The organism is Mycobacterium sp. pUA109 (assembly GCF_041287095.1).
Taxonomy (GTDB): Bacteria; Actinomycetota; Actinomycetes; order Mycobacteriales; family Mycobacteriaceae; genus Mycobacterium.
This window is the reverse complement of sequence record NZ_JBGGKS010000007.1, coordinates 1-21,429: the sequence shown is the minus strand read 5'-3', so window position 1 is coordinate 21,429 and position 21,429 is coordinate 1. Positions and strand designations below refer to the sequence as shown.

The 21,429-nt window shown below is 71.3% G+C and carries 20 protein-coding genes and 1 pseudogene; 9 read left to right on the top strand and 12 right to left on the bottom strand.

Annotation, left to right across the window (positions count from 1 at the left end; translation table 11 throughout):
• Nucleotides 1-44 precede the first annotated feature (44 nt).
• Complete coding sequence (locus ACAG26_RS09980) at nt 45-554, bottom strand: hypothetical protein (protein ID WP_370481727.1); 510 nt, start codon at nt 552-554, stop codon at nt 45-47.
• Entirely contained in the window at nt 551-943 is a 393-nt protein-coding gene (locus tag ACAG26_RS09975) for a hypothetical protein (RefSeq protein ID WP_370481725.1), read from the bottom strand. Before ACAG26_RS09975 ends, ACAG26_RS09980 begins: the two co-directional genes overlap by 4 nt.
• Before the next feature lie 21 nt (nt 944-964).
• On the opposite strand from ACAG26_RS09975, the gene ACAG26_RS09970 reads away from it, so the two are divergent.
• A complete protein-coding gene (locus tag ACAG26_RS09970; protein WP_370481721.1) occupies nt 965-1,558 on the top strand; it encodes a TetR/AcrR family transcriptional regulator in 594 nt (197 codons plus the stop codon).
• 324 nt (nt 1,559-1,882) lie between these two features.
• Here ACAG26_RS09970 and ACAG26_RS09965 read toward each other — a convergent pair whose 3' ends face one another.
• From ACAG26_RS09965 to ACAG26_RS09945, 5 genes are read right to left on the bottom strand one after another with little or no spacing between them, the layout of a single operon-like run.
• On the bottom strand, nt 1,883-4,066 hold the full coding sequence (locus ACAG26_RS09965) for an AAA family ATPase (protein WP_370481719.1): 2,184 nt from the start codon (nt 4,064-4,066) through the stop codon (nt 1,883-1,885).
• Entirely contained in the window at nt 4,063-4,962 is a 900-nt protein-coding gene (gene pssA, locus ACAG26_RS09960; protein WP_370481718.1) for a CDP-diacylglycerol--serine O-phosphatidyltransferase, read from the bottom strand. Before pssA ends, ACAG26_RS09965 begins: the two co-directional genes overlap by 4 nt.
• Nucleotides 4,959-5,669: a phosphatidylserine decarboxylase gene (locus tag ACAG26_RS09955; protein WP_370481716.1), complete on the bottom strand. Its 711-nt coding sequence runs from the start codon at nt 5,667-5,669 to the stop codon at nt 4,959-4,961. Before ACAG26_RS09955 ends, pssA begins: the two co-directional genes overlap by 4 nt.
• Nucleotides 5,670-5,688: 19 nt before the next feature.
• Nucleotides 5,689-6,894, bottom strand: coding sequence for a gephyrin-like molybdotransferase Glp (glp, locus tag ACAG26_RS09950; RefSeq protein WP_370481714.1), 1,206 nt, complete (start codon nt 6,892-6,894; stop codon nt 5,689-5,691).
• 15 nt (nt 6,895-6,909) lie between these two features.
• Nucleotides 6,910-7,833 carry an SDR family NAD(P)-dependent oxidoreductase gene (locus ACAG26_RS09945; protein ID WP_370481712.1) on the bottom strand — a complete coding sequence of 308 codons (924 nt, stop codon included), beginning with the start codon at nt 7,831-7,833 and terminating at the stop codon, nt 6,910-6,912.
• 93 nt (nt 7,834-7,926) lie between these two features.
• Between ACAG26_RS09945 and ACAG26_RS09940 the strand changes: the two genes are divergently transcribed.
• Together ACAG26_RS09940 and ACAG26_RS09935 are read left to right on the top strand one after the other, a co-directional pair.
• On the top strand, nt 7,927-8,409 hold the full coding sequence (locus tag ACAG26_RS09940) for a PH domain-containing protein (protein ID WP_370482076.1): 483 nt from the start codon (nt 7,927-7,929) through the stop codon (nt 8,407-8,409).
• A 6-nt stretch (nt 8,410-8,415) separates the two neighbouring features.
• A complete protein-coding gene (locus ACAG26_RS09935; RefSeq protein ID WP_370481710.1) occupies nt 8,416-9,903 on the top strand; it encodes a PH domain-containing protein in 1,488 nt (495 codons plus the stop codon).
• Between the two features lie 136 nt (nt 9,904-10,039).
• On the opposite strand, the gene ACAG26_RS09930 is transcribed toward ACAG26_RS09935, so the two are convergent.
• The 3 genes and pseudogenes from ACAG26_RS09930 to ACAG26_RS09920 form a co-directional block, all read right to left on the bottom strand.
• The gene (locus ACAG26_RS09930) at nt 10,040-10,657 is read right to left on the bottom strand and encodes a hypothetical protein (RefSeq protein WP_370481709.1); all 618 of its coding nucleotides are present in this window, start codon (nt 10,655-10,657) and stop codon (nt 10,040-10,042) included.
• 53 nt (nt 10,658-10,710) lie between these two features.
• Complete coding sequence (locus ACAG26_RS09925; protein ID WP_370481707.1) at nt 10,711-12,396, bottom strand: DEAD/DEAH box helicase; 1,686 nt, start codon at nt 12,394-12,396, stop codon at nt 10,711-10,713.
• Nucleotides 12,397-12,475: 79 nt separating this feature from the next.
• Nucleotides 12,476-12,631: pseudogene (locus ACAG26_RS09920) on the bottom strand (cupin); the annotation flags it as partial.
• 17 nt (nt 12,632-12,648) lie between these two features.
• On the opposite strand from ACAG26_RS09920, the gene ACAG26_RS09915 reads away from it, so the two are divergent.
• The 5 genes from ACAG26_RS09915 (at nt 12,649) to ACAG26_RS09895 (ending at nt 18,828) form a co-directional block, all read left to right on the top strand.
• Nucleotides 12,649-13,350 (top strand): M24 family metallopeptidase, encoded by a 702-nt coding sequence (locus ACAG26_RS09915; protein WP_370481706.1) that lies wholly within the window; start codon nt 12,649-12,651, stop codon nt 13,348-13,350.
• 51 nt (nt 13,351-13,401) lie between these two features.
• Nucleotides 13,402-15,135, top strand: coding sequence for a hypothetical protein (locus ACAG26_RS09910; protein WP_370481705.1), 1,734 nt, complete (start codon nt 13,402-13,404; stop codon nt 15,133-15,135).
• 176 nt (nt 15,136-15,311) lie between these two features.
• The gene (gene groL, locus ACAG26_RS09905; protein WP_370481704.1) at nt 15,312-16,937 is read left to right on the top strand and encodes a chaperonin GroEL; all 1,626 of its coding nucleotides are present in this window, start codon (nt 15,312-15,314) and stop codon (nt 16,935-16,937) included.
• Nucleotides 16,938-17,066: 129 nt separating this feature from the next.
• Nucleotides 17,067-18,404, top strand: coding sequence for a bifunctional adenosylcobinamide kinase/adenosylcobinamide-phosphate guanylyltransferase (locus tag ACAG26_RS09900; protein WP_370481702.1), 1,338 nt, complete (start codon nt 17,067-17,069; stop codon nt 18,402-18,404).
• Between the two features lie 43 nt (nt 18,405-18,447).
• Nucleotides 18,448-18,828, top strand: a complete 381-nt coding sequence (locus ACAG26_RS09895; RefSeq protein ID WP_370481700.1) for a heme-binding protein — start codon at nt 18,448-18,450, stop codon at nt 18,826-18,828.
• Here the strand turns inward: ACAG26_RS09895 and ACAG26_RS09890 are convergent.
• The gene (locus ACAG26_RS09890) at nt 18,825-19,202 is read right to left on the bottom strand and encodes a pyridoxamine 5'-phosphate oxidase family protein (protein WP_370481698.1); all 378 of its coding nucleotides are present in this window, start codon (nt 19,200-19,202) and stop codon (nt 18,825-18,827) included. The genes ACAG26_RS09895 and ACAG26_RS09890 overlap by 4 nt on opposite strands.
• A 31-nt stretch (nt 19,203-19,233) precedes the next feature.
• Between ACAG26_RS09890 and ACAG26_RS09885 the strand changes: the two genes are divergently transcribed.
• Nucleotides 19,234-20,250 carry an aldo/keto reductase family protein gene (locus tag ACAG26_RS09885; protein ID WP_370481696.1) on the top strand — a complete coding sequence of 339 codons (1,017 nt, stop codon included), beginning with the start codon at nt 19,234-19,236 and terminating at the stop codon, nt 20,248-20,250.
• Here ACAG26_RS09885 and ACAG26_RS09880 read toward each other — a convergent pair.
• On the bottom strand, nt 20,247-21,050 hold the full coding sequence (locus ACAG26_RS09880) for a class I SAM-dependent methyltransferase (protein ID WP_370481693.1): 804 nt from the start codon (nt 21,048-21,050) through the stop codon (nt 20,247-20,249). The genes ACAG26_RS09885 and ACAG26_RS09880 overlap by 4 nt on opposite strands.
• Nucleotides 21,051-21,429: the final 379 nt, after the last annotated feature.

Sequence of the window (21,429 nt, the reverse complement as noted above, 5' to 3'; positions counted from 1 at the left end):
CAAATCTGGCGGGGCGGTCGCCGCCGCGACGTCGGCGCGACCCGCTAGGGCCGTCGGATTTGGGTGTCAGACATTTCGTTTCGTGCCTCACGCGCGGCGAATGCCCGCAGGGTGAGCAATTGTTTGCGCATCATCACTAGGTCGCCCACGGCGAGCAGGCGCGCGAGGATGCGCGGGCCGCCGAACCGGACCCGGGCCTGCAACCGGGCGCCGGTGTCGAGCGGGCGCACCGCGTACGTCACCGCCACGCCCGCGGAGCGCAGCGTGATGTGCTCGCCGTCGGCGAACGAATGCAGCGTGAACAACGTCATGAACCGCTGCCCGATCGCCAGGTGCGTCAGGGCCGGGGTGCGCCGCCGGGGGCTGCGGCGGCCCAAGTTGTCCAGCAGGTCGTAGCTGTACGGGGCGACCCGCAGCTGGCACAGCCAGCCGAACACGATCGCCGGGGGCGCCGCGATGCTGATCGCGCGGTCGGCGCGGATTCCGTTCGGCAGCAACGCGTCACACGGCAGCGCGGTGCCGCGCTCCTGTCGGGTGGCGCCCCAGTTGCTCACCGGAACGCCGCGGCCGGTGGGCGCACCGCGGCGGCGATGCGGCACAGTATCAGGCGCACCGCGACGCGGTGGGCCCCGGTGCCGATCACCAGGGCGCGGTAGACCTTGCCGTGCGGTCCGGGAAACGCCGCCCAGGTCTGGGAGCGCACCCGGGTGCGCTGTGGCCCCAGCTCGTCCAGCTCGAAGACCCAGCGATACACCGCGAAGGGATGCCGGCCCTTCAACACCAGCCGCTGCGGCGGTGTGGCCTCGGCCAGCGCGAAACCGACCGGAACCGTGGCCGGGTCGTCGGGGTCGCGGCAGATGACCTGCAGCAGCGCCGTCCAGGTTTCCGCGGGCGCCGCGTCGATGGTTATGGCATGCTCATCGATATAGGGTAACCGTTCCATATAGAAGGACTGTACTAGATCGTGGCGCCTCCGCGGAAGCATGAAACCGAGGTGATCCTCGACGCGACCCGGGCGCTGGTGCTCGCCGACGGGCCGCGCGCGGCCAGCGTGGCGGCGATCGCCAAGGCCAGCGGCGCCCCGGCGGGCACGCTGTATCACCGGTTCGGCAACCGCGACGGCATCCTGACCGCGGCCTGGCTGCGCGCGTTGGACCGGTTCCAGTCGCGGGCGATGGCCGCGGCCGGTGACACCGCGACCGAAACCGCGGTCGCGATGGCGGTGGCGGCGGTGCGGTTCGCGCGGGAGTTGCCCGAGGACGCCCGGCTGCTGTTGACGATCCGGCCGGGGGACCTGCTGGACGGGGAACCCGACGCGGCGTTCCGCGACACGCTGGCCGCCATGAACGCGCCGCTGCTGCACCGCGTCGACGACCTGGCCGAGCGGCTCTACGGCAGCCGCGATCCGCGGCCCGTGCACGCGGTCGCCCGGGCGGTCGCGGATCTGCCGTATGCCGTGGTGCGCCGCCACGCCTACGATTCGGAGCTGCCGTCCTGGCTCGAAGACGACGTCGCCGCCGCCGCCCGCGCCTTGTTGGCCAGCTACCGGCCCGAGTAGCGCGAGCAGACGCAAAAGCGCCGATTTCCTGCCCTAATCGGGGACCTTTGCGTCTGCTCGCGGCCGCCACGTTAGGGGCCCGCACCCGGCCGGCGCCCGGCCGGGTGCGAGGGTGCGCAAACCCGGGAATTTGCTCGGCGTGTCGGCCGGGGACACACACGCTGACCGGAAATCCCCCGGCCAAGCAGCGAAAGTGCGCACACGCAGGAGAAGTTCGAGAGGACTCCTGCGTGCACGCACTTTCGGCGTTGGGAATGCGAACCAAGCCCGTTTTCACGCCTGCGCGGCGACCCGAGCAGGGTCCAATGACTCGCGGGCAGGGGGTTACCGCGCGGCGGCGAAGACGCGCAGCGACTCGACCTGGATGGGATCCAGTGAGGGGCGCACGGATTGACGGGCGGCGGCGATGTCGGCGGCGGTGACGTCGGCGGCGTCCAGCGAGCGCCGCATCGCGGTCAACGCCGCCTCCCGCAGCAACGCCACACAATCGGCGGCGCTGTAGCCGTCCAAATCCGCCGCCAGCGCGTCCAGGTCGACGTCGTCGTGCAGCGGCACCGAGGTGCCGGCGATCCGCAGGATGTCGTGGCGCGCGGCGGCGTCGGGCGGTTCGACGAACACCAGCCGCTCCAACCGGCCCGGGCGCAGCAGCGCCGGGTCGATGAGCTCGGGTCGGTTGGTGGCGCCGACCACCACCACGTCGCGCAGCGGCTCGACGCCGTCGAGCTCGGTCAGCAGCGCGGCCACCACCCGGTCGGTCACCCCGGAGTCGAAGCTTTGGCCGCGGCGCGGCGCCAGCGCGTCGACCTCATCGAGGAACACCAGCGACGGCGCCGAGTCGCGGGCGCGGCGAAACAGGTCGCGGACCGCGCGTTCGCTGCTGCCCACCCATTTGTCCATCAGCTCAGCGCCTTTGACGGCGTGCACGCTGACCCGCCCGGACCCGGCCAGCGCGCGCACCACGAACGTCTTGCCGCAGCCGGGCGGCCCGTACAGCAGCACCCCGTGCGGCGGGTCCACCCCCAGCCGGGCGAAGGTGTCCGGATGCTGCAGCGGCCACAGCACCGCCTCGGTCAACGCCTGCTTGGTGGCGGCCATATCGCCGACGTCGTCCAGGGTCACCGAGCCGACGGCCACCTCCTCGGCCGCCGACCGGGACAGCGGCCGGATCACCGACAGCGCCCCAACCAGGTCGTCTTGGGTCAGCGCCGGCGGTTCCCCGTTGCCGCTGGCCCGCGCCGCCGCCCGCAGCGCCGCCTCCCGGATCAGCGCCGCCAGGTCGGCGACCACGAAACCCGGTGTCCGGCCCGCGATCTCGTCGAGATCCAGGTCGCCGGTGGGCACCGCGTGCAGCAGCGTGGCCAACAGCGCGGCCCGGGTGGCGGCGTCGGGCAGGCTCAGCCCCAGCTGGCGGTCGCACAGGTCGGGCGCGCGCAGCCGGGGATCGAGCTGGTCGGGCAGCGCCGAGGTGGCGATGAAGGCGACCCCGGCGGTGCCCACCGCCGCGCGCAGCTGCGCCAGGATCAAGGTGGCCACCGGCTCGGGCGGCTCGGGCAGCAGCGCATCGACGTCGGCGATCAGCAGCACCCCGCCGCCGTCGCGCACCTGCGTGACCGCCGCGGTCACCGCGGCCAGCCGGTCCTCGGCGCTCAGCGCGCCGACGTGCGGGCCGTCCACCTCGACCAGCCGCCGCCCGGCGCACACCGCGCGCACCAGCGTGGTTTTGCCGACCCCGGCCGGACCCGACACCAGCACACCCAGGTTGGTGTCGGCGCCCAGGGTGCGCAGCAGGCCCGGCTCGTCCAGCGCCAGCTTGAGCCATTCGGTGAGCTTGCCGGCCTGCGCCTCGCAGCCCTTGAGGTCGTTGAGGCTGATCGCCGGCTCGGCGCGCGGCGGCGACGACGCGGGCTGGGCAAGCTCGACGGGCCGGCCGGTGTCGTCGGCCGCCGGCGCTACCCCGGCGCCCCAGCTCACCAGCGAATTGGGTTGCACGCTGACCGGTCCGGCCGGATCCACCCCGGTCACGGTCAGCAGCTCGGAGGTCCAGCTGATCCCCACCGCCGAAGCCAACGCTTGACTGGCCGCCGACGTGGAGGTGCCCGGCCCCAAATCGCGGGGCAGCAGCGACACCGCGTCGCCGACCGTCATCACCTTGCCCAGCAGGGCCTGGCGCAGGGTGGCCGGCGACACCGACCGGGCGGTCAGCGCCGAACCGCTCAACGTCACCGACCTCGCCCCGTACACGGTGACCGCGGCGACGATCACCGCGGTGCCGTCGCGCAGCCCGGCGTTGGACAGCGTCACGTCGTCGAGCAGCACCACCCCGGCCGGGATGTCCGCGTCGGCCACCCCGGCCACCGCCGCGGTGGTCCGCGACCCGGTCAGCGACACCGCATCCCACTCCCGGATCCCCAGGGCGGCAATGGCTTCCGGGTGCAGCCGGACCACGCCGCGGCGGGTGTCGACCGCGGAGGTGTTCAGCCGCGCGGTCAGCGTCAGGTGGGGGGTCACTGGCCCTGATCCGGCTTACGCAACCCCAGCCGGGCCATCGAGCGGCCGCCGCTGGGTTTACGCAGCCCCAGCCGGGCCATCGAGCGCCGGTTGGGCTGCGCCCGGCGGATGGCGCGTCGGGTGGCGCGGCGCTGTTTGGGCGCCTCGTCCCAGGTTTCGGGGTGCGCGGCGACCCAGCGCTGGCTGCGGACCGAAAACGGGATGGTGCACAGGTAGGCCACGATGAGCACCAAAATCAGGATGTAGGGGAACAAAAACGCCGCCGCGGCGACCATCGCCAACACCGCCAGCAGCACGGCCGCCAGGTTCGGCGGCACCGACACGGCGTGCATCTTGCGCATCGGGATCCGGCTGACCACCAGCCCCGAGCAGGCCACCAGCCAGGCGCACACGAACCATTCCGAGCTCCACCAGCCGTCGCCGAACTGCATCTTGGCCGCCAGCGGGCCGATCACCGAGATCGCCCCGGCCGGGGCGGGCATCCCGACGAAGAATTCCCGGGTGTAGGCGGGCAGGCTGGCGTCGTCGAGCAGGGCGTTAAATCGGGCCAGCCGCAACACGATACAGACCGCGTACAGCAGCACCACGATCCAGCCGGCCGGCGAGGTCGACAGCAGCGACACGTACACCACCACCGCCGGCGCCACCCCGAAGTTCACCGCATCGGCCAGCGAGTCGATCTCCTCGCCCATCCGCGACGAGGCGTCCAGGAAGCGGGCCACCCGGCCGTCCAGGCCGTCCAGGATCGCCGCCGCCCCGATCAGCGCCATCGCCACGTGCGGTTGGCCGTCCAGCGCGAACTTGATCGACGTCAGGCCCGCGCAGATGGCCAGCACGGTCATCGACCCGGGCAGAATCCGCAGACCCACCGCCCGGCGGGACGGGCCGGCGGTCATGGCAGCTCGGCCAGCACGGTCTCACCGGCGAGGGCGCGCTGACCGACGCTGACCATCGTCCGCGCCCCGGCGGGCAAGTAGGTGTCGAGCCGGGAGCCGAACCGGATCAGCCCGTAGGTGTCGCCGATCGCCAGCTTGTCGCCGACCCGCGCGTCGCACACGATGCGGCGCGCCAGCAGCCCCGCGATCTGCACGGCGATCACCTGCGCGCCGTCCGGGGTGCGGATCACCAGGCTGTTGCGTTCGTTGTCGGCGCTAGCCGCGGCCAGATCCGCGGACCCGAACCGGCCCGGCCGGTGCTGCACGGCGATCACTTCACCGCCCACCGGGGCCCGCTGCACGTGGGCGTCCAGCAGCGACAAAAAGATGCTGATCCGGGGCAGCGGCACGTCGGCCAGTCCCAGCTCGGGCGGCGGGACCGCGGTGTCGATGACGCACACCACCCCGTCGGCCGGGGCCACCACGACCCCGGGTCGGGTGGGCGGCACCCGCGGCGGGTGCCGGAAAAAGCCCGCGCACGCCCCGGCGGCCAGCAGCCCGGCGCGGCGCAAAACGCGGTGGTTGCGGCCGACGGCGGCCACCGCCAACCCGGCGGAGATGAACGGCAGCCCGGCGGAGTGCACCGGCGGGACCGACGACCGCACCAACCCCAGCAGCCGGTGCAGGGTGGAGGTCACGTCGTCATCGGGGCGGGGGCGTCTGGCCACCCGCTCATCTTACGGACGCCTACCGGAGATCCCAGACGTGTAGTGGGGAACCGGCCGCCATCTCCACCACGTCCTCGGGGATGTCCAACAGGCAGTTCGACGACGCCAGCCAGCGCAGATGGTGCGACGCCGGCGGCCCGTAACTGGTCACCGTGCCGGCGGCGGTGTCCAGCAGGCCGCGCCGGAACTGGCGCTTGCCCCGCGGCGAGGTCAGCGGCTCGGCCAGCACCGCGGTGTGGTGGGTCCGTTCCGGGGTGGGCAGGCCCATGGCCCTGCGCAACGGCGGACGGATGAACACCTCGAAGGACACCAGCGCGCTGACCGGGTTGCCGGGCAGCGTGACAATGGCCGTGTCGGCGACCCGCCCGGCGCCTTGGGGGCGCCCGGGCTGCATCGCCACCTGGACGAACTCCACCCCCTGGTCGCCGGCGCGGCCGAAGACGTCCTTGACCACCTCGTAGGCCCCGGCGCTGACCCCGCCGCTGGTGATGATCAGGTCGGCGTCGGCGGCGTGGCGGTCCAGCACCGCGGCGAACTCGTCGACGTTGTCGCTGACCTTCGCCGCGGCCACCACGGTGGCGCCCGCCTCGCGGACCGCGGCGGCCAGCATGACCGCGTTCGACTCGTAGATCTGGCCGGGCTGCAGCGGGGTGCCGGGCGCCACCAACTCGGTACCGGTGGAGATCACCAGCACCCGCTGCCGGGGGATCACGGTCAGCTCGGACTGGCCCAGCGCCGCGGCCAGGCCGACCACCGCCGGGGTGGCCAGCTGGCCGGCGCGCAGCACGGTGGCCCCGGCGGCGACGTCCTCGCCGGCGGGACGGACGTGCCGGCCCGGCTCGCTGGCGGCGCGGATCGCGACGGTGGCGGTGCCGCCGTCGGTGGCCTCCACCGGGACGATCGCGTCGGCGCCCACCGGGACCGGGGCACCGGTCATGATCCGGTGCGCGGTGCCCGGGGCCAGCGTGGGAATGTCGGTGCGGCCGGCCGGAATATCCTCGGCCACTGGGAGTTTGACCGGGTCCTCGGCGGTGGCCGACGCGACGTCGGCGGCGCGCACCGCGTAGCCGTCCATCGCGGAGTTGTCGAACACCGGCAGCGACACGGCCGCGGTCACATCGGCGGCCAGCACCAGGCCCTCGGCCTGGTCCAGCGGCACCGTGGCCGGCGGCCGCGCGGTGATCAGGTGGGCAACGACGCGTTGATGTTCCTCGACCGGACGCATGCCGCCATTATCGGCTTACACCGGAAACGTGACGCCGGTCAGCTCCTCGGACACCTGCCACAGGCGGCGTTGCAGCTCCGCGTCGCGGGACTGCTTGCTGGAGCCCACCAGCTTGGGGTGGCCGCGCTGCTCACCCAAGCCGTCGGGACCGTAGTACTGGCCGCCGGTCACCGCCGGATCGGTGGCGGCCCGCAGCGTGGGCAGCGCACCCATCCGGGCGTTCTGGAAAACGATTGGCGCGAACAGCCTTTCGGCCGGACGCAGGAACGCCGGCAGGTTGCGGGTCAATTCGGTGTTGGAGGTGCCGGGGTGGGCGGCCACCGCGACGGTCGGCCTGCTGTTGGCCGTCAGCCGGCGCTGCAACTCGTAGGTGAACAACAGGTTGGCCAGCTTGGACTGCCCGTAGGCGGCCACCCGGTTGTAGCCGTGCTCCCACTGCAGATCGTCGAAATGGATGGCGGCCAGGATGCGGTGCGCCATGCTGCTGACCGTCACCACCCGGGAGCCCGCCACCCCCAGCAGCCGATCGAGCAGCAGCCCGGTCAGCGCGAAGTGGCCCAGATGGTTGGTGCCGAACTGCAGCTCGAAGCCGTCGGCGGTGGTCTGCTTGGGGGTGTACATCACCCCGGCGTTGTTAATCAGCAAGTCGATGCGCGGGTGGGCCTCGCCCAGCGCCGTGGCCGCCGCGCGCACCGAATCCAGCGAGCTCAAGTCGAGCTGCTGCACGGTGACGTCCGCGTTCGGGCTGGCGTCCCGGATCCGGGCCGCGGCGGCGTTGCCCTTGTCCAGGTTGCGCACCGCCAGCACCACGTGTGCGCCGCGGTCGGCCAGCACCGCCGCCGCGTGGTACCCGATTCCGGTGTTGGCGCCGGTGACGACCGCAACCCGCCCGGTCTGCTCCGGCACGTCGGCCGCGGTCCAGTTGCCGTGGGAGTCCATGCCGAAAGACGATACTCACGGCGTCTGCGCGGCGTGATGACATGTGACGGCGGCTACGCCATCCTCGATGGCATGGCAGACGACGGCGACGGCATGACCCTGGCCGATCCCGCGCATCCGCCCAGCCGCAAGGCGCCGCTGGTGTGGGCGTTGGGTGGGGCGGTGCCCTGGCTGCTGCTGCTGGTCGGGCAACTGCTGTGGGCGGTGCTAGACGGCCGGCTGGTGTGGCTGCACGCGCTGGTGCTGGCGGCCACCGGGCTGGGCCTGGCGGTGTCGGTGGTGGTGGCGCCGCTGTGGCGGTATCGGGTGCACCGCTGGGAGATCAGCCCGCTGGCGGTGTACACCCGCACCGGGTGGCTGGTCCAGGAGCGCCGCATCGCCCCGATCTCCCGGGTGCAGACCGTCGACACCTACCGCGGACCGCTGGATCGGATGTTCGGGCTGGCCAACGTCACCGTGACGACGGCGTCGTCGGCGGGGGCGGTGCGCATCGTCGCGCTGGACAGCGACGTCGCCGACCGGGTCGTCGCGCAGCTCACCGATATCGCCGCGATCGGCGCCGAGGACGCCACGTGAGCCGGCATGACTAGGCCGCCGACCGCCCCGGCGCACCCCGGCCTGGCCTGGCAGCGGCTGAGTCCCCGGATGCTGCTGGTGCATCCGGTGCACGAAATGCTGCGTCAGCTGCCGCTGCTGGTCGGCGCGGTGGTGCTGGGTTCGACCACCGGCAACCCGCTGTGGACGTTGGCGGCGCTGGCGGTCACCGCCGCGCTGGGGGTGGCGCGCTGGTTCACCACCAGCTACCGCATCGACGACGACCTGGACTCGGGCCAGGTGCAGCTGCGCTCCGGGGTGCTGCAGCGCAAGGTGCTGTCGGTGCCGCGCAACCGGATCCGGTCGGTGACCACCGACGCGCGGCCGCTGCACCGGCTGCTGGGGCTGACCGTGTTGCGGGTCAGCACCGGTCAAGAAGCCAAGGGCGACAACGTTTTCGAGCTGGACGCGGTGGAAGCCGACCAGGTGCCGCGGTTGCGGGCCACGCTGTTGGCCGGGTCGGCGGAGCCCGCCGGCGCCGTGTCCGGCCCCGCTGCCGTCCCGGCGGTGGTGCTGGCCCGGTGGCGGCCGTCGTGGCTGCGGTACAGCCCGCTGAGCCTGTCGGGTCTGGTGACAATCGGTGCCGCGGTCGGTCTGGTGTACCAAAGCGGTGTCGGCGCCGCACTGCAGCAATCCCGGCTGGGGCAGGCCGGGTTGGGCACCGCGGAACGGGCCGGGGTGGCGGCCACCGTGACGGTGCTCGCGGTCGTGGTGCTGGTGGCCTCGGTGGTGTTGGCGGTGCTGCGTTCGCTGCTGACCTACGGCAACCTGGTGCTGTCCCGGCGCGCCGACGTGCTGCAACTGCGGCACGGCCTGCTGCGGGTGCGCGAACACACCTACGACATGGCCCGGCTGCGCGGCGGGACGCTGCGCGAGCCGCTGCTGGTGCGGGCGCTGGGCGGCGCCCGGCTGGACGCGGTGATGACCGGGGTCGGCGGGGTCGGAGAATCCTCGGTGCTGCTGCCGCCCTGCCCGGCCGACACCGCCGCCGCGGTGCTGACCGGGCTCGTCGGCGATACGGCGGTGGTCCGCGGCAAGCTGGTCGGCCACGGACCGGCGGCCGCGCGGCGGCGCTGGACCCGGGCGCTGGTGCTGCCACTGGCCGCCGGGGTGCTGCTGGCGGTGCTCGCCGCGCCGGGGTGGGTCTGGCTTGTGTGGGGTCTGATCACGGTGGGCGCCGCGCTGCTGGCCGCCGACCGGGTGCGGGCCTTGGGGCATCGGGTCGACGCCGACTGGCTGGTGGCGCGCACCGGCAGCCTGCAGCGTCGCCGCGACTGCATCGCCACCGCCGGGATCATCGCCTGGACGGTGCGGCAGAGCTGGTTTCAGCGCCGCGCCGGGGTGGCGACGTTAGTGGCCGCCACCGCCGCGGGGGTCAAGGCCTACCAGGTGGTGGACATCCCGGCCGCGCAGGCCTGGGCGGTGGCGGCGCAGGCCTCGCCGTGGGTGGCCGACAGCCGCTGGGCGGTCCGGTAGCTGGTTTGTGGCGAGCCGCGGCTTCCGCCCGGCTTCCGCGGCTTCCACGCCGCTGAGATTGCATCCAGGGTCGTGGATTTCGCGAAATCGCAACCCTCAGCGCAGTCGCAACGACGAGTCGGGCCGCGCGATGCCCTCAGCCGGGCGGCTGCGGGCCCACCGGCACCTGGGGGACCGACGGTGGCTGCGGGCCCGCCGGAACCTGGGGGACCGACGGCGGCTGTGGGCCCCCCGGCACCTGGGGGAGCGACGGCAGCTGCCAGTCCACCTTGGGGTAGACGTTCACGTCGTATTCCAGCTGATACCCGGGTTCGGGTTGCCGCCCGCACAGATGCACGACGTAGGAGCCGCCGTCGGCGGTGTCCTTGGTGAACTGCGATTCGCGATCGCAGGGATGCCGCGACCACGACGGCTCGGACTCGCCCGGTTCGGCGCGGGCGAACCCTCCCTCGACCAGCAGCCGATCCGCTTCATCGTAGGCGGCGGCGTCGATGCCGGTCACGGTCAAGTTCCAGACCTTGCCGCCGCTCGATCCGGGAATGTCGACGTACTTGCCGGCGACGGTGCCCTTGACCACCGGGACGTCGGCGGGAAAGCCCTCCGGCAACGCACCCGACCCCGCCCGCGGTCCTTCGGGCGTGGTGGTGGTCGTTGACGGCTCCGGGGCTTTGTTGCTGCTGGCGGCGCCATTGTGGTGGGCGCCACAGCCCGCCAGCGCGAGCACATTGACCAACGCCGCGATCCACAGCACCACAGGTCGACACCGAGAACTCATGAACCGCAGTTAAGCACAACGCCGCCCGACGTTTACAGCTGCCGGATGGCCTCGATGCGGGCCTGCAGCTGCTCACTGGTGGCCGCCGCCACCGGCGGGCCGCCGCAGATCCGGCGCAGTTCATTGTGAATCCAGCCGTGCGGCTTGCCGGTCCGGTGGTGTGCGGCCGACACCAGGGCGTTGAGTTCGCGGCGCAGCTCCCGCAATTGGCCGTGCCGGGTCACCGGTTCGGGCACGGTGCCGTCGGCGGCCGCCGCGGTGCGGGCGGACAGCTGCTCTTCTTGCCTGCGCCGCAGCAAATCCCGCATCTGGTTGGCGTCCAGCAGGCCCGGGATGCCCAGATAGTCGGCTTCTTCGTCGCTGCCGGCGGGGGTGGCGGTGCCGAACGACGACCCGTCGAAGATCACCTGATCCAGCTCGGCGTCCGCACCCAGCGATTCGAAGCCGTTGTCGAGTTCGCCGGGCTCGGACTTGCGCCGCTCGACGTACTCCTCCTCGCCGTCGGACTCCCGGTGCGGCTTGCCGAGCACGTGATTGCGCTGCGCCTCCATCTCACTGGCCAACAGCAGCAGGTTGGGCACCGACGGCAGAAAGATGCTGGCCGTCTCGCCGGGCCGGCGGGACCGGACGAACCGGCCGATGGCCTGGGCGAAAAACAGCGGCGTCGAGGCGCTGGTGGCGTACACCCCCACCGCCAGCCGCGGCACGTCGACCCCCTCGGACACCATCCGCACCGCGACCAGCCATCGGCTGGTGCCGGCGGAGAACGCGCTGATGCGATCCGAGGAGCCGGGGTCGTCGGACAGCACCACCGTCGGCTCCTCGCCGGTGATGGTGGTGAGCAACTTCCCGTAGGCGCGGGCAGCGGTCTGGTCCGAGGCGATGACCATGCCGCCGGCGTCGGGCACATGTTGGCGCTTCTGCCGCAACCGGGTGTCGGCGGCGAGGATCACCGCCGGCATCCATTCGCCGGCCGGGTTCAACGCGGTGCGCCAGGCACGGGCGGTCTGTTCGGCGGTCAACGGCTCGCCGAGCCGGGCGGCGTGTTCCTCCCCGGCGCTGTCCCGCCAGCGCGCCTCCCCGGAATAAGCCAAGAACACCACCGGGCGGACCACCCCGTCGGCCAGCGCCTCGGTGTACCCGTAGGTGTGGTCGGCCTTCGAACGCAGCAGCCCGTTCTCGTCCGGTTCGTAATTGACGAACGGGATCGGGCTGTCGTCACTGCGGAACGGGGTGCCGGTCAGCGCGAGTCGACGGGTCGCGTCGCCGTACGCCTCCCGGATTGCCTCGCCCCAGCTTTTCGCGTCGCCGCCGTGGTGGATCTCGTCGAAGATCACCAGCGTGCGCCGGCCCTCGGTGCGCACCCGGTGCCGGGTCGGGTGGCTGGCCACCTGTGCGTAGGTGACGACGACGCCGTGGTACTCCGCCGAGGTTTGCGCGCTGGAGTTGGAAAACCGCGGATCCAGGGCGATGCCCATGCCGGCGGCGGCCAGCGCCCACTGCACTTTGAGGTGCTCGGTGGGCACCACCACGGTGATGGCGTCCACGGTGCGGTCATTCAGCAGTTCGGCCGCGATGCGCAGCGCAAACGTCGTCTTACCAGCGCCGGGGGTGGCGACCAGCAGAAAATCGCGCGGTTTGCTGGTCAGATAGCGCACCAGCGCTTTCCGTTGCCAGCCCCGCAACGCTCGGGTGCTGGGCGCTTCATCTGCCCGCACCCGAGACTCCTCCCTGATCGAGATGCAGTCTAGGGCAAGGACATCCGACTTCGCATTTCCGCAGGAAGCGGGGTGCAAACTACTGGACGAAGAAGTTGTCGTGGGCGATGAACCAGTCCCGACGTTCCTCGTCGGTCAGGTCTGCCAGCGCGGCAAAACCCTCAAAGTACGCCTCGCGCGGGGCGCCAGGAGCAAACAGCATCAGCACCGACGCAGGGTGGTCGGCTTCGTTGCGGCCGTAGCATCGTTGCTGTGCAGCAGCTCGTCGCGCAGGAGAACATCCGGGTGCAAAGGCTGCTGGACGCTCAGGATAAGGCGGCGCGGCTGTTCGACGAGGTCGACCGCCGACATATGCTGCGCGCCGGTATCGGCGAACGGGAGCTGTCCGACGCGATCCACGACCTGGCCACCCGGATGTTCGGGGTGTCGGGGCATTGGCACAAGCGTGTGGTGCGGGCGGGGGAGAACACCCTGCAACCGTTCCCAGAGAACCCGCCCGATCGGGTGATCGCCGCCGACGACATCGTGTTCTGCGACTTCGGGCCGATCTTCGAGGCGTGGGAAGCCGACTTCGGTCGCACCTTCGTGCTGGGCGACGACCCAGCCAAGCTGGCGGTCCGTGATGCGTTACCGCGGGTCTGGGGCGCCGGACGCGATTACTTCACCGACCACCCCGAGGTCACCGGCGCGCAACTGTACGACCATATGGTCGGGATGGCCCGGGCCGAAGGTTACGAGTGGGGCAGCCCCATCGCCGGGCATCTGGTCGGGCAGTTTCCGCACAAGAAGATCGCCGGGGACGGCGCGCAGTGGTACATCACGCCGGGATCGGACAAGCCGATGCGCCGCCGGGACCGTTCCGGGCTGACCTGTCACTGGATCCTCGAGGTGCACCTGGTCGACCCGGTGCGCGGCTTCGGCGGGTTCTACGAGGAGTTGCTCGACCTGCCCTGAACCGGGGACTTTGCCACAGCGCCTGCGGCGGCCGTTTCGTATTCTCGCCAAGTGAATGCGAACGGTGATGAGACGCAGGACGACAGCGGCCCGGCCGCAGGACGGTGGCTCTTCCAGGGCGCGCTGGGCCTGCTGAGCGGGCTGATCCTGGCGGCGGTGGGCTGCCTGGGCTACGCGTGGCTGCGCCGCACCCCGGATCAACCGTTTGTCACCGACCGCGGCGACGTCACCGCGATGCTGGTGCGCACCACGATCGTGGTGGCGATCAGCACCGTCCTTGCCGGCGGCTACCTGGTGGTGCGTCGGCTCGGCGCGCTGGAGCGGCGCGCCCGCTATATCGCGGCGGCGCTGCTGGCGCTGGCCGTGGCCGGGTTGCTGGCGCTGCGGCACGGCTCCACCAGGGATCTGTTCGAGCGGGCCGCCGGCGCGCAGCTGGGATTGCGGTCGGTGCCGGTCACCACGGTCGCCCAAGAGGCCTGGATGTGCGCATGCCTGGCGGTGATCGTGCTGGCCGTGGTCAGCGCGGCCGCTTCAGTGGACGGCGCGGCGCTGCGTTCGGGCTGGGCGGTGACCGCGGCGGTGGCGGCCGTCGTCGTCGTGGTCGCCGGGGTCGTCGGGGGCCGGGCGCATTCGCCGCTGGACAGCCAGACCGCCAGCCGCATCGACGCACCGCCGACACCGGAACTCACCGGCGCGGTGGCCTACCGGGTCGACACCGGCGGCGGCGCCACGCTGGTGCCGGCGGGGGCCGGGTTCGCGACGGTGCGCGCCCGCGATTACTCCAGCGATGTCATCGACGGCTACGACGGCGCCACCGGGCAACGTCGCTGGTCGTTCGGCCCGCCCAACATCTCGGTCAGCGGGCTGTACTCGACCGGCACCGGGCCGGACAGCGTCGTCGTCGTGCAGGCCAGCTACTACGGGAAGTTCCCGTGGCCGAATCTGCTCATCGGCCTGGACGCGACCACCGGCACCCCGCTGTGGGTCAAGACCGGTCTGCTGGCGCCCGAGGCCGAGCGCGCCGTCGCCGGGATCTCGCCGGCGGTGCTGCTGGTCGCCCAACCGGTGGAGGCGGCCCGCAGCAATTGGGTTGCGCTGGCGCCGCGCACCGGCGACATGTTGTGGACCAAGACGTTTCGCACCCACTGCCGCGCGGGTGCCTTCGTCGTGGACGCCGCGGTGCTCATCAGCGGCTGCGACGACCCACCCGGAGTGGTGGCCGCCGTGGTGGACCCGCAGACCGGTCAGCAGCGCGGCGCCATCACCAAACCCGCACCCGGATCCGACGCGGGCTTTGTGCGCCTGGACGACGCGCGGGCCGGGTTGGCGCTGGTCAGCGGCGGCGACACCCCGCTGGTGATCGAGACCGGTTCGCAGAAGGTGGTGAGCCGGATCCCCGCCGGGTCGATGGCGGCGTTCCTCGACGCGCATGCCGTGGTGCTGGTGGACTACCTGCAGCAAGCGGACTACTTGCCGGTCTCGATCCTGGACCTCGATTCCGGCGCCACCATCCCGACCGGGGTGGTGGTGCCACGCGGCGGGTCGTCGCCGGCGGAGCTGTTCACCCGGATGGGGGCGCAGTGGGCGACGTTCCTGCCCGACGAACAGGGCGCCTCCTCCGGGCAAGCGGCGGGCGCGCCGGCGCTGCGGGCCATCGACGCGGCCGGCAAGACCCGCACCTTTCCGTTCCCATGCCAGAAGCACACCAGCGGCGTCCCCGAGCTGGCCACCGTTCCGGGTGCGCTGGTGGTCAACTGTGGACAGTCGTTTGTGGGGATCAAGTAGGCCTTAGCCCTTCTTGCACTCGGCATAGGCGAGTGCTAAGAAGGACCTTGGCACTCGCGACCGGCGAGTGCTAGGTCGGGACGGTGAGACCAGGCCCGCACAGCCTTGGTCGTCCGTCGCGGGCACTGCACCCGGCCCAGAACGTGTCACCCCCTAACCGGAGGAATCACTTCGCAATGGCCAAGACAATTGCGTACGACGAAGAGGCCCGTCGCGGCCTCGAGCGGGGCCTGAACAGCCTCGCCGACGCGGTAAAGGTGACGTTGGGGCCCAAGGGTCGCAACGTCGTCCTGGAGAAGAAGTGGGGCGCCCCCACGATCACCAACGATGGTGTGTCCATCGCCAAGGAGATCGAGCTGGAGGACCCGTACGAGAAGATCGGCGCCGAGCTGGTCAAAGAGGTCGCCAAGAAGACCGACGACGTCGCCGGTGACGGCACCACCACGGCCACCGTGCTGGCGCAGGCGCTGGTCCGGGAGGGTCTGCGCAACGTGGCGGCGGGCGCCAACCCGTTGGCCCTGAAGCGCGGTATCGAGCAGGCCGTCGACAAGGTCGCCGAGACCCTGCTCAAGGGTGCCAAGGAGGTCGAGACCAAGGAGCAGATCGCTGCCACCGCGGCCATCTCCGCCGGTGACCAGTCGATCGGTGACCTGATCGCCGAGGCGATGGACAAGGTCGGCAACGAGGGTGTCATCACCGTCGAGGAGTCCAACACCTTCGGTCTGCAGCTGGAGCTCACCGAGGGTATGCGCTTCGACAAGGGCTACATCTCGGGCTACTTCGTCACCGACGCCGAGCGCCAGGAAGCCGTCCTGGAGGACCCCTACATCCTGCTGGTCAGCTCCAAGGTGTCCACCGTCAAGGACCTGCTGCCGCTGCTGGAGAAGGTCATCCAGGCCAGCAAGCCGCTGCTGATCATCGCCGAGGACGTCGAGGGCGAGGCTTTGAGCACCCTGGTCGTCAACAAGATTCGCGGCACCTTCAAGTCGGTGGCGGTCAAGGCCCCCGGCTTCGGTGACCGCCGCAAGGCGATGCTGCAGGACATGGCGATCCTGACCGGTGGCCAGGTCATCAGCGAAGAGGTCGGCCTGTCGCTGGAGAACGCCGACGTCGCGCTGCTGGGTAAGGCCCGCAAGGTCGTCGTCACCAAGGACGAGACCACCATCGTCGAGGGCGCCGGTGACTCCGACGCCATCGCCGGTCGGGTGGCCCAGATCCGTGCCGAGATCGAGAACAGCGACTCCGATTACGACCGGGAGAAGCTGCAGGAGCGGCTGGCCAAGCTGGCCGGCGGTGTCGCGGTGATCAAGGCCGGGGCTGCCACCGAGGTGGAGCTCAAGGAGCGCAAGCACCGCATCGAGGACGCGGTGCGCAACGCCAAGGCCGCCGTCGAGGAGGGCATCGTCGCCGGTGGTGGCGTGACGCTGCTGCAGGCTGCCCCGTCGTTGGACGAGCTGAAGCTGTCCGGTGACGAGGCCACCGGTGCCAACATCGTCAAGGTGGCGCTGGAAGCCCCGCTCAAGCAGATCGCGTTCAACTCCGGGCTGGAGCCCGGTGTGGTGGCCGAGAAGGTGCGCAACCTGCCGGCTGGCCAGGGCCTGAACGCCGCGACCGGTGAGTACGAGGACCTGCTGAAGGCCGGCGTCGCCGACCCGGTCAAGGTCACCCGTTCGGCGCTGCAGAACGCGGCGTCCATCGCGGCGTTGTTCCTGACCACCGAGGCGGTCGTCGCCGACAAGCCGGAGAAGGCGGCCGCTCCGGCGGGCGACCCGACCGGCGGCATGGGCGGCATGGACTTCTAAGTCCTTTCCACGGCAAGGCCCGGTCTGCTTCGGCAGGCCGGGCCTTTGTCGTTTACGTTGATTCTGCGCGTACCAGGCAAAAGTACGAGTGGACTGCTTGGTGAGCGCAGAGTGAACGCCGGAGGAACCATGGAGATCGTGCTGCTGGGCACCGGCAGCGCCGACGGCTGGCCCAGCCCGTTCTGCCGGTGCGCGTCGTGCCGCGCGGCGGCGACCGCCGGCGAGATCCGCGGCCAGACCGCCGCCCTGATCGACGACACCGTGCTGCTGGATTGCGGCCCGGAGGCCCCGCGGGCGGCGGTGCGCGCCGGCCGGTCGCTGGCCGAGGTGCGCCATATCCTGTTCACCCACGGTCACTTCGACCATGTCGGGCCCGCGGCCCTGCTGATGCGGCACTGGACCGGGCCCGCCCGGCCGCTGCAGGTGCTCGGCCCGCCGGCCGCCCTGCAGCAGTGCCGCGACTGGGTCGGCCCCGACGATCCGGTCACCTTCCGCGCGGTCGTACCCGGCGACGAGGTGGCGCTGACCGGCGACCACCGGGTGCGGACGCTGGCGGCGGCCCACGGCCCCGATGCCGTGCTCTACGACCTCGCCGCCGCCGACGGCCGCATCCTGTGGGCCACCGACACCGGGCCGCTGCCGGAGCCCACCCACGCCGCCATCGCCGGCGCCCGGTTCGACGCGGTGTTCCTGGAGGAGACCTTCGGCGACTACACCGACCACGGCACCGACCACCACGACCTGCCGACCTTCGCGGCCACGCTGGCCCGGTTGCGGCAATCCGGCGCGGTGGTCGACGGCACCGACGTCGTCGCGGTCCACCTGAGCCACCACAACCCACCGGTCGCCGAGCTGGCGCGGACGCTGCGGCGGTGGGGGGCCCGCCCCGGACGCGACGGGGAGGCGGTGCGCGCCGGCGCGACCCGAGCTACCCGCGCCCCCGCCGGGCGCACCCTGGTGCTTGGCGGGGTGCGCTCGGGCAAGTCGGCGTATGCCGAGACGGTGTTAGCCGCCGAGACCGCGGTGACCTACCTGGCCACCGGCGGCATTCGGGACGGCGACACCGAATGGGCCGACCGGGTGCGGCTGCACCGGGCGCGGCGGCCACCGTCGTGGCGCACCGTGGAAACCACCGACGTGGCAACGCACTTGCAAGCCCCCGACACCCCGGTGCTGCTGGATTGCCTGGGCACCTGGCTGACCGCCCGCATCGACCTGCACCGGGCGTGGGACGGTGCCGGGTTGGCCGCGGTGCACGCCGACATTGAAGAGCTGGTCGCGGCGTGGCGGGAGTGTGCGGTGCCGGCGGTGGCGGTCAGCAACGAGGTCGGCAGCGGGGTGGTGCCGGCCAACGCGTCGGGCCGGCTGTTTCGTGACCTGCTCGGCGTGGTCAACGCGCGCATCGCCGCGCAGAGCGACACCGTGGTGCTGATGGTGGCGGGCCTGCCGGTGCCGCTGCGCGGCTAACGTGGCTGCAAGCGTCACGCCAACCCCGAAAGGACCGACCGTTATGAAAATCTCTGCAAGGTGGCCCCTCGCGATCAGCCTGGCTGCCGTCGGTGTGCTGGGGGGTGTGGTGGTGTCGCGGCCGGCCGGCGCCGCGCCCGATCCGTGCACCGCGGCCGGGCTGGCGTCCACGGCCAGCGGTGTGCTCAGCGACGCCGGCGGTTACCTGGGCAACCACCCGGAGGCCAACACGGTGCTGACCAATGCGGTCGGGCAGGCGCCCGATGAGGCCCGGAACTCGGTGCGCGGCTACTTCGCCGGCCACCTCAACGAGCTGTCCGATTTGCAGAATATCGCCAAGCCGCTGAGCAACCTGCGCAATCAGTGCGGGGTGTCGGTGTCACCGGGGCAGCTGGCCACCCTGTTCGACACGCTCAGCGCTTAGGCCTGGGTGGCCAGGTCCACGCAGTCGTAGGCCGGGCTGCAGGTGCTCGGCGGCGAGTCCACCGTCACCGGCCGGTGCAGCACCGCGCGGGTGGGGGCCACCGTCAGCGGGTCGGTGCCGGTGGCGTGCCCATCCACGATCAGTGAGTAGCCGCCCGGCACCTGCGGGGGCCACAACAGGGTGACGTCGGGGTGGGCTTCCACGTTCGCCCGGGTGTGTCGCCCGACCGCCCCGACGTGCAGCACACCGTCGTTGAGCTGCGGGGTGACCGCCGCGGTGTGCGCGGTGTAGCGGTCATCGACGCTGATCACGTAGGCGAACCCGTATTCGCGCAGGGTGTCCGCCAGCCGGGCCAGATCCACCTTCTTGCTCATGGCCCGAGCTTACTGCGCCAATATGGGGGGCATGGAATTTCGCTACCTCGGTAACTCCGGCTTACAAATCTCCGAGATCACCTACGGCAACTGGCTCACCCACGGCTCCCAGGTGGAAAACGACGTCGCCACCGCGTGTGTGCACGCCGCGCTGGATGCCGGCATCACCACGTTCGACACCGCCGACGTCTACGCCAACGGCGCCGCCGAACAGGTGCTCGGGGCCGCGCTGGCCGGTCAGCGCCGCGAGTCGCTGGAGATCTTCACCAAGGTGTACTTTCCGACCGGCCCCGACCCCAAGGGCAAAAACGACACCGGGCTGTCCCGTAAACACATCATGGAAGCCATCAACGGGTCGCTGCGGCGGCTGGGCACCGACTACGTCGACCTGTACCAGGCGCATCGCTATGACGCCTTCACCCCGCTGGAGGAGACCATGCAGGCCTTCGCCGATGTGGTGCGGGCCGGCAAGGCGCTCTACATCGGGGTCAGCGAGTGGAGCGCCGAGCAGATCCGCGCCGCCCACGGGCTGGCGAGCCAACTCGGTGTGTCGCTGATCTCCAGCCAGCCGCAGTACTCGATGCTGTGGCGGATCATCGAGCCCGACGTCATCCCCACCTGTGAGGCTCTCGGGCTCAGCCAGATCGTCTGGTCCCCGATGGCCCAGGGCGTGCTGTCCGGCAAATACCTGCCCGGGAAGCCGCCGCCGGCCGGGTCGCGCGCCACCGACGACAAGGGCGGCGCGAACTTCATCAAGCGGTTCATGACCGACGACGTGTTGACGCGGGTGCAGCAATTGCGGCCCGTCGCCGAGGAATTGGGGCTGACGACGGCGCAGCTGGCGATCGCGTGGGTGCTGCAGAACGACAATGTGGCCGCGGCGTTGGTGGGCGCGTCGCGCCCCGAGCAGGTGGCCGAGAACGTCAAGGCCGCCGGGGTGCGCATCCCGGCGGAGCTGCTGGCCCGCATCGATGAGGTGCTCGGCGACGTGGTCACCAGCGACCCGGGGCTGGTGGCCCGCTCCACCCCGCCGCAGCGGATGATCTAAACCCGACAGAGGATCTGGCTGTGCAGCAGCGCGAGCCAGCCGTCGGGCTGATCGGCCCAGTCCCGCCACGCCTGTGAAATCGCCTGCAGCTTGGCCTGGTCGGCGGCGCCGCTGGTGAGCAACTGGTCGGCGATGGCGGACTGCAGAATCCGGTCGGCCCACATCCCGCCCCAGTGCTCGCGGTCGGCGGGGGTCGCGAAACACGACGCGCAGGCCGTCGGGGTGACGTCGGTGAATCCGGCTGCGTGCGCCCAGGCCACCAGATGCCGGCCCGCGTCGGGTTCGCCGCCGTTGGCCCGGGCGGCGTCGCGGTAGAGCCGCAGCCAGTCGTCCAACTCCGCCGAGGCCGGATACCAGGTGAACGCCGCGTAGTCGCTGTCACGGGCGGCCACCACACCACCGGGTTTGCACACCCGGCGCATCTCGGACAGCGCTTGCACCGGATCGGCGACATGCTGCAGCACCTGATGGGCGTGCACCACGTCAAAGCTGTTGTCGTCGAACTGCAATGCGTGCACGTCGGCGACGACGAAGTCGATGTTGTGTTGGCCTTTCTGCTGGGCGTATTCGCGGGCCAGATCCAGCGCCTCGGTGACCGGCTCGATGGCGGTCACCCGACCGGGGTCCACCAGCGCGGCCAGGTCGGCGGTGATGGTGCCCGGTCCGCAGCCGACGTCGAGCAGCTGCAGTCCGGGCCGCAGCGACGGCAGCAGGTAGGCGGCGGAGTTTTGCGCCGTGCGCGCCCGGTGTGAGCGCAGCACCGATTCGTGGTGGCCGTGGGTGTATTTCGGTGGCGACATGACTAGGACGCTACCAGCATTTCCCGTTATCCAAGATAGTTATCTCATATTATGAGATACACCAGGCGTTCGCGTGGTCGGGCGGTCGACGTCGGTACCTGGCCCTACATGGTGACGATCGAGTCCCGCGGCGACGATGAGATGCCCGTCCGGTCACAGGCGATGCGAATCTTCAATCAGCTGAAGCGCACTCGCTGGCGATTGCGCCTCACCTCCGACGCCGACGATACGTTGATGTTGTTGTCGCCAGAACCGTCGGCGTCTCTGGCTTGAGATTGCGGCCAGGGTCGTGGATTTCGACTTGGGCTCAAGCGGTCGCTGCAACACCTGATTGGTTTAGGGGTGTTGTTCGATGGCGTTTCGGAAGCAGGGCAGCAAA

What these genes read in the sequence shown, in the direction of transcription:
- ACAG26_RS09975 (WP_370481725.1), bottom strand. Translation starts at nt 943, where the DNA reads ATGGAACGGTTACCCTATATCGATGAGCATGCCATAACCATCGACGCG.
- pssA (WP_370481718.1), bottom strand. Translation starts at nt 4,962, where the DNA reads ATGACCGCCGGCCCGTCCCGCCGGGCGGTGGGTCTGCGGATTCTGCCC.
- glp (WP_370481714.1), bottom strand. Translation starts at nt 6,894, where the DNA reads ATGCGTCCGGTCGAGGAACATCAACGCGTCGTTGCCCACCTGATCACC.
- ACAG26_RS09945 (WP_370481712.1), bottom strand. Translation starts at nt 7,833, where the DNA reads ATGGACTCCCACGGCAACTGGACCGCGGCCGACGTGCCGGAGCAGACC.
- ACAG26_RS09940 (WP_370482076.1), top strand. Translation starts at nt 7,927, where the DNA reads ATGACCCTGGCCGATCCCGCGCATCCGCCCAGCCGCAAGGCGCCGCTG.
- ACAG26_RS09935 (WP_370481710.1), top strand. Translation starts at nt 8,416, where the DNA reads ATGACTAGGCCGCCGACCGCCCCGGCGCACCCCGGCCTGGCCTGGCAG.
- groL (WP_370481704.1), top strand. Translation starts at nt 15,312, where the DNA reads ATGGCCAAGACAATTGCGTACGACGAAGAGGCCCGTCGCGGCCTCGAG.
- ACAG26_RS09900 (WP_370481702.1), top strand. Translation starts at nt 17,067, where the DNA reads ATGGAGATCGTGCTGCTGGGCACCGGCAGCGCCGACGGCTGGCCCAGC.
- ACAG26_RS09895 (WP_370481700.1), top strand. Translation starts at nt 18,448, where the DNA reads ATGAAAATCTCTGCAAGGTGGCCCCTCGCGATCAGCCTGGCTGCCGTC.
- ACAG26_RS09890 (WP_370481698.1), bottom strand. Translation starts at nt 19,202, where the DNA reads ATGAGCAAGAAGGTGGATCTGGCCCGGCTGGCGGACACCCTGCGCGAA.
- ACAG26_RS09885 (WP_370481696.1), top strand. Translation starts at nt 19,234, where the DNA reads ATGGAATTTCGCTACCTCGGTAACTCCGGCTTACAAATCTCCGAGATC.
- ACAG26_RS09880 (WP_370481693.1), bottom strand. Translation starts at nt 21,050, where the DNA reads ATGTCGCCACCGAAATACACCCACGGCCACCACGAATCGGTGCTGCGC.